The sequence below is a fragment of the Paenibacillus sp. J22R232 genome, from assembly GCF_056269165.1.
Genome location: NZ_JBWDNK010000035.1, coordinates 1 through 8,019, shown reverse-complemented (window position 1 = coordinate 8,019; position 8,019 = coordinate 1). Strand labels below are relative to the sequence as shown.

Here is an 8,019-nt window from a genome sequence, read left to right as displayed (position 1 = left end):
CCAATTTGACGGCTCTCGTCCCATTCAATCCGGGTTACAACTCATCCTCTGGTGAGATTCTGTGAATAAGCGAGCATTCGTGAGATAACTGCATCGTACCGAGGGAGCTTAGTCCATGATCTTCGTCAATTTTCCATGAGAACTCCTTTGCAATGCCGGTAGCAATATCAGCTATGGTCTGCTCCAGAATATCATCAATGTATCTGGGTAAATCAATCTCAATTAAATTAACTTCTTCTATCCCTTCCAGTGTATCGAACCCATAGGTACCATCGTTATCAGCAGGTATTCCTCTTATCTTGATATGATCTCCATTGATTTCTTTGAAAAATGTTAGGTGACTTGCCTTTTCGAATTCCAAAATATGAGTTAGGTATTGCTCTAGAACCTTTGACTTTACTTTTTTCGTGTAATCATCAGAATGGATACTAATGTAGTAATACATTAATTTTACCTCGCATGTCTTATATATCTCTAATTCGTGACATGCCAAATGTATCCCTTTAAGCAACGGTTCATTAATGTAATCTGCCAGATAGCTCAATAAAGAAATGGAGCAGCTGCCGTATGATATGCTCCCCTTACGGTAGACAGGTGAAATAATAAAACCTGCTACTGGAAGGGGAGCTTTTTCATGCTTAGACGACAATATTCTGCTTCAGAGAAACTCGCTATCCTTGAAGAAATTGAGAATGGTGAGATAGGTGTTAATGCCGTAGGCAATAAACACGGCATTAATACAGGGACCTTATGGAAATGGCAACGTCGTTATAAGGTCTACGGATATGAAGGTTTAGAGAGTCGTACTCATAATCGAAGTTACAGTGCTGAGCTTAAGATCCGAGCAGTGCAGGAGCACCTTGAGGGGAGAGTGTCTCCGTACCAGATCATCGATAAATACAAGATTGCTAGTAGAACGCAACTTTCCAATTGGATAAAGAAGTATAATAGTCATAGCAGCTTAAAAGCCTATAAAGGGGAAGCAAAAGCTATGACAAAGGGTCGCTCTACGACGTGGCAGGAACGGATCGATATCGTCCAACATTGCCTGGCAAATCAGCAGGACTACCATAAGACAGCGGGACAGTTTCAGGTCTCCTACCAGCAAGTGTACCAGTGGGTAAAAAAGTTTGAAGATGGCGGTCAGGATGCGTTAAAGGATGGCCGAGGGAGAAAGAAAGCCCCTGAAGAGTTAACGGAGGCCGATCAACAGAAACTCAATATGAAGAAGATGGAGCACGAAATTGAGCGGCTTCGGGCGGAGAATGCCTTTCTAAAAAAGTTACGGGAATTCCAAAGGAGGCGAAACTAAGCCAACAAGAGAACGTCTATCTTGCCATTCAAGGGCTTCGGGAAGAAGCGTTGTTCAGCGTTCAACTTCTGTGTGAAATAGCAGGTATTGCACGCTCAAGCTATTACAAGTGGCTAAATCGCAAACCCAGTTCCCGTGAACAGGAGAACGCAGAGCTGACACAAGTCATGTTGTCCATTTACGAGAAAGTTGAGCATATCTTTGGCTATCGTCAATTAACGCTACATATGCGCAGTCAGACGAAAAAAACGATTAACCATAAGCGCGTCTACCGCCTGATGAGGGTACAGGGAATCCAGTCTGTTATCCGGAGGAAGAAAAAGAGATACCCGAACGCCACTCCACAACAGGTGGCGGAGAACTTGCTAAACCGAAAATTCCATGCCGATGCACCGAATGAAAAGTGGCTCACCGATGTTACGGAATTCAAGTGCGGCAATGGCCAGAAAGCGTATTTAAGCGCTATTCTTGACCTTCATGATAAATCCATCGTCTCCTATGTACTAGGGCGTTCTAATAACAATCCACTTGTATTCCAGACGTTGAAACTGGCCCTGAAAGCAGCTCCAGGAAGCAGACCCATGCTTCATAGCGACCGAGGCTACCAATACACCTCCCTAGGCTTTAAGAAGCTCTTGGATGACAACAAAATGATCCAGAGTATGTCCCGTGTTGGGCGGTGCATCGATAACGGTCCAATGGAGTCTTTCTGGGGGACCCTCAAATGCGAGAAGTATTATTTACACACGTACGATACCTATGAGGACCTCAAGAGGGACATTGAGGCCTATATCCGTTTTTATAACCACGAACGATTACAAGCAAAATTAAACGGCCTCAGTCCAATGGAATACAGGACCAAGGCCGCCTAACTATTTTTATTATTTGTACTGTCTACTTGACGGGGTGCAGTTCAGTAGCAAACTGCTCCATGTTTGTTAAACTATCATTCGCCGATAGTTCAATTCCTTGTTGTATAAATTTAGATTCCAAAATGAATAATCAGTTGGTTATTACTTGAAGCTTTAACAGCTAGGTTAATTAATTCTTCTAATTCACTCTGCATTGTTTCTCGATTCAACCAATTTCTCGTCTGTTCCCAGTAGCCATCTTCATTCTCTTCTTCTTTCCAAACGGTTTTTCCTCTTAAACTAAATGTATTAGGTGCTTCTTCGATTAATTTAAGCCATTTATCTAATATCCTTATTAGCTTCTCTGCTCCCGGCTTGTTAATAACGGTTACCCCATAGTAGTTTAAGCCTCTGTGACTTTCTTTTGTTTCGGGATTAAATGAAGGCAACCAGTTCAAAAAGTCCGTCATGTATTGAATAATATCATCTGATATTACAGACTTCTCAATCCATGTATAACGATTAGCTCGGTACCATTCATATCTGTCATTTAAATCAAAATCGCCGCTAAGCAGAAAAAATTCGTGGGTTAAGCTCATGGAAATCACCTGGGTTTGCCCGTGTAAAATTATTGGTCCTGCAAAAACTATTTTACCACACATTGGAACTAAGCTGCGCGTTAGCTCAACGAGGCTGCCGATTTATTCCGGCAGCCTCGTCCTGGTGATTATGAAGCTATAGTTCGCCGTTAGTTCAAAGATTTTAACTTAGCTGTCCTCTATCCTTTTAATTACTTTATGAAGCATCATCGGCTGTGTCTTTGAGAAACAGCTTAAAAGTTTATCCCCATAAATAGTAATGGTATTCTCCCATGGATGACCTAAAATCCCCCAAGAAAAGTCACTGGCTAGAAAAAAATGATAATCTCCATTCGGATAAATTGAAATTATCCATTCTCCATTGTCTACTCTCCAAGGTACATGTCTAGGGAACTCTTTTCGAGCATCTACTAAATAGCAATCATGTTGCCAATCTAGTGCGTAAATATGCTCTCCAGGAGTTGTGCAATTTTGAAATGCTGAAGCAGCTTTGTCTTCGAAATCTTGAATGAATTCTTCCGTATAACAATTAGATATATCATACTGGATAAACGGAGTTGGGATATATGAAGGGAAAATTGATTTGCTTGGTCTAGGATGAAATACCTTATTAAATCTTGACCACAATTCTTTTTCTTCTTCATCAGTTAACAATATCCAACCGTAATCCATTATTATCTCCCTCTCTACAGTACAACTTATATATAAATATTCGGTACAGTAATAACATCACCTTTTATTGCACTAACCTGTCCGTTATCTTAATGAAGCATCATCAGTCTAATACTCTATTTTCTCAGTCAAGAACTTTATTTTCATCTGACACCGCCATCATCCCCAAAATAAGTTGATTACTATTAATAAGTTACTTATTTAAGTTATGATTTATGATACGATATGTCCATAAAGCGAAACAGAACACGTACGCCAATACAATATGAACGCAAACAGCGTTTATTACTCATATTTTGAACAGGATATACTTACCGGGAGCAAGCTTTGGAAGCTATACAAAAAATGATGTTTACATCATATAGAGGAGGAATTACGATGCCAGCCATATTAGATCCCCATATTTCGCTAGGCGAAGTGAAGCTGAAGATTAGCCAGTTGGAGAGATCCATTCGATTCTACGAGGAGGTCGTTGGACTAAAGGTACTGTATCTGGATGAGGCTAAACGCGAGGTCTCCTTCACCGCTGACGGTAAAACTACGCTGCTTGTGCTCGAAGAGGTGCCGAACGCGCTTGTACCGCAAAGGCGCTCGCATGCCGGGCTGTACCATTTTGCGATATTGCTCCCGGACCGCCAAGCTTTGTCGCTCGCGCTTCGCAATCTGATTCGCAGCGGCATTCATATCGGCCAAGCCGATCACCTCGTGAGTGAGGCGCTCTATATCGAAGATCCCGACCATAATGGCATCGAGATTTACCGGGACCGTCCGCGCAGCGAGTGGCGGCAGGATGCGGGCGGCAATTATGTGATGGCAAGCGATCCGCTTGATATGGACAGCTTGCTTACAGAGAGCAGCGGGCTTGAATGGAGCGGTCTACCGTCCGGTACGGTCATTGGCCATATCCATTTGCATGTCGGCGATCTGCGTACCTCGAAAGCCTTCTATGAAGGCAAGCTCGGATTTGACGTCGTTGGCGATTATGCTCAAATGTCCGCTGTTTTTGTTTCGGCTGGCGGATACCACCATCATATCGGCATGAATATTTGGGCCGGTATCGGCGCCGTATTGCCACCTTCCAAGGCCGTTGGCCTTTCTTATTTCACAATCGTCTTCCCTACCGCAGCCTCTCGCGAAGCTTGGCTTGCAGCACTGCAGGCAGAAGGAATCGAGACGAAGCAGCAGGATCTCGCCGTTGTCGTGCTTGATCCATCAGGCATCGCCATTCATGCGGTTGTCGCTGCCGGTTAATGGAGCGTCGCGCCTTGTCCGTATATCATTCGGTACACTTTGGGAGAAACGCCCTCCGATGAGCGAAATACCCGAATGAAATAGCTTGCTTGCGAGAATCCGCATCGCGCCGAAATCTGTGTCACGGATAGCCCCGTTGTCGCCAGCAGCAGCTTCGCTGCATCGACTCGGCATTCCGTGACGTAATGGTTCGGCGTTTTTCCCATGACCTGTTGGAATAGCCTTAGAAAATGATACGTGCTATAACCCGCCAGACCTGCCATACGCTCCAAGCTCCAAGGCTCCGCGCAGTTGTGCCGAATTTGATCCGCCGCTACCCGAATCGCATTCTGCTTCTCTAGGGCAGACGAGCCCTCCAGCCTCTCCGAATGCTGAACCAGCTCTACCAATACCTCATACAGCAGCGCCGAAATACGAGGCTCATTGCTTGTCTCGAATGGCTTGCAAAGCGCGTACAGCTCCTCCGTCAGCTGCATGAACCGCTCCCGGTTCGAGAAGGTAAACAGCCATCCGCCGGTTTCGTCGGCTTCTCTAAGCATGGGCAGCGGAATTTGCGTCTCGAAATGAATCCAGCGCACGTCCCAGGCATCGCTCGCGCTTGAGCCATACTCCTGGAAAGCGTTTTTCGGGAACAAAAAACCGTCGCCTGCCCTCAGCTGCAGCCGCTCCCCCCCGCTGCCATTCATGACATAACCGCTCCCTTCAAATATCAAATGCAAATTGTAATGCTTCAACTGGCCCTGTTCCCTTCGCTCGGCATGCTGAGGAAATTCATTGTATCTTCCTAGCAGGTCAGGGTAACATACATACTGGTTAAAAGACGGGCTAGGTACAATATAGTGCTCCCGCATCACGCTGCACGCCTCCTTTTCAAGTTCGCAATATTGTATCATTAATCGCATGATATTGTCATTTACGTATGCATGCATTGATTTTAAAATATTAAATGAAAGCAATGATTCGCAATATATTCCTATGCCTAATCAACTCTCATACTGGAGGAGCATAATATGAAACCTATCGATGCCTTGAAAGAATTCCGCCTCGGCACCTGTTATTATCCGGAGCATTGGCCGGAATCGCTATGGGAGGATGACTTCCGCCGGATGCGCGAGCTACATTTCTCCATTGTCCGCGTAGCGGAATTTGCTTGGTCCATCTTCGAGCCGCAGGAAGGCGTCTTCTCGTTCGACCTGTTCGACCGCGCTCTTGCTCTTGCCCACAAGCATGGCCTCAAAGTCATCATCGGAACGCCAACGGCTACGCCTCCGGCTTGGCTAACGCATAAGTATCCAGAGGTGCTCAACGTGACGCAGGACGGCGTTACGCTCCAGCATGGATTACGCCGTCATTACAACTATAGCAGCACCAAATACCGCGAGCTGTCGGCGATCATCACACGCCAGATGGCTGAGCATTATAAAGACCATCCTGCCGTGATCGGCTGGCAGATCGACAATGAATTCAACTGCGAGATCAGCGAGTTCTACGCGCCTGCCGATCATGACGCGTTCCGGGCTTGGCTGCAGGAGAAATATGGCACGCTGGACAAGCTGAATGCCGCTTGGGGCACCGTTTTCTGGAGCCAAACGTACACGGACTGGGAGCAAGTTTTCCTGCCGCGCCCAACGCCTGCGCACAAGCAGCCTAATCCGCATCAGGCGCTGGATGAGAAGCGGTTTATTTCTGACAATACCATATCGTACGCAAAGGTACAGGGCGATATTTTGCGCGAGGTCGCTCCGCATCAATGGGTAACGACAAACGGCCTGTTCGGGCATTTGGACAGCCATCGGATGAACGACGAGCTTCTCGACTTTTTCAGCTATGATTCTTATCCGCAATTCTCAACGCTGTATGAATCGAAAGGCGAGGAAAATCCGCTAGCCGACCGCAGCTGGAGCCAGAAGCTTGGCGTCGTCCGCTCCATCTCTCCGAACTTTGCTATCATGGAGCAGCAATCTGGACCTGGCGGATGGGTTAACCGAATGGATATGCCATCGCCTAAGCCAGGCCAAATGCGGCTCTGGACGTACCAGTCCATTGCGCACGGCGCAAATATGGTCCTTTATTTCCGCTGGCGGACCGCTACCTTCGGCAACGAGATTTATTGGCATGGCATCAATGACTACCATAACCGTCCGAACCGCCGCGTCCGCGAGGCAGGGCAGATCGGCTCGGAGCTTGCGCTTGCAGGCAATCGCATCGCAGCTTCCGCATTTAAGGCCGACGTTGCGCTCCTTCGCGATTATGACAATGATTGGGACGGCGAATACGACATCTGGCATGGCCCGTTTGCTTGGCAAAGCGCATCGTCGTGGTTCAAAGCGCTGAACAGGCGCCATATCCCTAGTGACACGCTTTATGTACGCAGCGGTACCACCATTGAGGATCTGAAGCGCTACAAGGTTCTCATTTACCCGCATCCTGCGATTATGCGAGATGAGACAGCCGCGCTGCTGGAGCAGTACGCACGCGAGGGCGGCATTATTATTTTTGGCTGCCGAACCGGCTACAAAAACGAGCATGGCCACGCCTATATGCGGCCATTCCCCGGGGCGGCTGCCGGGCTTTGCGGCATTTCCGTCGAGGAGTTCACGATGGTGAAAGGAACGCGTGCCGCAACCTCTATGAAATGGAACGGGGGCGATGAGGCGCTTACAGGCGCGGATGCCTTTAATGAAATCCTATGCGTGGAGACTGACTCCGTCGAAGTAGTAGCCACTTATGCTTCTGACTACTATGCCGGCAAGCCTGCCGTGACGAGAAATGCTTTCGGCGAGGGCGAGGCATGGTACTTCGGAGCCGTATTCAACGATGCTTCCGCGGGGCAGATCATCGATCGCCTCGGACTTGCCGCGCCGACCGCGGGCTGGCTGTCACTCCCGCCTGACGTAGAACTGGCCATTCGCGAGGGCGAAGACGGACCGCTGTACTTCCTGCTGAACTTTAGCGAGCAGCCTGCTATCATCACGCTCGATGAGGAGAAAACCGATCTACTCACCGGCAATACGCTCAGCGGAACCATCTCGCTCGAAGGCTTCGGCGTTATCGTGCTTAGCTAGTTAACCTAAGAGAAGCCCAAGCTCGGCTCGAGCTTGGGCTTCTTGCGTTGTGTTGTCTCTGTTGTCTCTGTTGTCTCTGTTGTCTCTGTTGTCTCTGTTGTCTCTGTTGTCTCTGTTGTCTCTGTTGTCTCTGTTGTCTCTGTTGTCTCTGTTGTCTCTGTTGTCTCTGTTGTCTCTGTTGTCTCTGTTGTCTCTGTTGTCTCTGTTGTCTCTGTTGTCTCTGTTGTCTCTGTTGTCTCTGTTGTCTCTGTTGTCTCTGTTGTCTCTGT

General features: G+C 47.5%; 8 protein-coding genes. 3 read left to right on the top strand and 5 right to left on the bottom strand.

Features of this window, described 5'->3' with window-relative positions; genetic code table 11:
- Positions 1 to 34 precede the first annotated feature (34 nt).
- Positions 35 to 445, bottom strand: coding sequence for a hypothetical protein (locus AC0YN3_RS32950; protein ID WP_475779045.1), 411 nt, complete (start codon positions 443 to 445; stop codon positions 35 to 37).
- A 189-nt stretch (positions 446 to 634) separates the two neighbouring features.
- On the opposite strand from AC0YN3_RS32950, the gene AC0YN3_RS32945 reads away from it, so the two are divergent.
- Positions 635 to 2,184 (top strand): IS3 family transposase gene (locus AC0YN3_RS32945; RefSeq protein ID WP_475779044.1). Its coding sequence is split into 2 segments (ribosomal slippage): positions 635 to 1,286 and positions 1,286 to 2,184, totalling 1,551 coding nucleotides; the frame shifts between segments, so codons are not numbered across the junction.
- A gap of 110 nt (positions 2,185 to 2,294) precedes the next feature.
- On the opposite strand, the gene AC0YN3_RS32940 is transcribed toward AC0YN3_RS32945, so the two are convergent.
- Both AC0YN3_RS32940 and AC0YN3_RS32935 read right to left on the bottom strand, forming a co-directional pair.
- Positions 2,295 to 2,762, bottom strand: a complete 468-nt coding sequence (locus AC0YN3_RS32940) for a coagulation factor 5/8 type-like protein (RefSeq protein ID WP_475779043.1) — start codon at positions 2,760 to 2,762, stop codon at positions 2,295 to 2,297.
- A 168-nt stretch (positions 2,763 to 2,930) separates the two neighbouring features.
- Positions 2,931 to 3,434 carry a DUF2716 domain-containing protein gene (locus AC0YN3_RS32935; RefSeq protein WP_475779042.1) on the bottom strand — a complete coding sequence of 168 codons (504 nt, stop codon included), beginning with the start codon at positions 3,432 to 3,434 and terminating at the stop codon, positions 2,931 to 2,933.
- 378 nt (positions 3,435 to 3,812) lie between these two features.
- Here AC0YN3_RS32935 and AC0YN3_RS32930 point away from each other — a divergent pair, with 378 nt between their 5' ends.
- Entirely contained in the window at positions 3,813 to 4,685 is an 873-nt protein-coding gene (locus tag AC0YN3_RS32930; RefSeq protein ID WP_475779041.1) for a VOC family protein, read from the top strand.
- Here the strand turns inward: AC0YN3_RS32930 and AC0YN3_RS32925 are convergent.
- Positions 4,682 to 5,536 carry an AraC family transcriptional regulator gene (locus AC0YN3_RS32925; protein WP_475779040.1) on the bottom strand — a complete coding sequence of 285 codons (855 nt, stop codon included), beginning with the start codon at positions 5,534 to 5,536 and terminating at the stop codon, positions 4,682 to 4,684. The two genes, AC0YN3_RS32930 and AC0YN3_RS32925, sit on opposite strands and share 4 nt — an antisense overlap.
- 159 nt (positions 5,537 to 5,695) lie before the next feature.
- On the opposite strand from AC0YN3_RS32925, the gene AC0YN3_RS32920 reads away from it, so the two are divergent.
- Complete coding sequence (locus AC0YN3_RS32920; protein WP_475779039.1) at positions 5,696 to 7,750, top strand: beta-galactosidase; 2,055 nt, start codon at positions 5,696 to 5,698, stop codon at positions 7,748 to 7,750.
- A gap of 5 nt (positions 7,751 to 7,755) precedes the next feature.
- Here AC0YN3_RS32920 and AC0YN3_RS32915 read toward each other — a convergent pair.
- Positions 7,756 to 8,019 (bottom strand): hypothetical protein (locus tag AC0YN3_RS32915; RefSeq protein ID WP_475779038.1); only part of this gene is annotated, 264 nt, incomplete at its 5' end.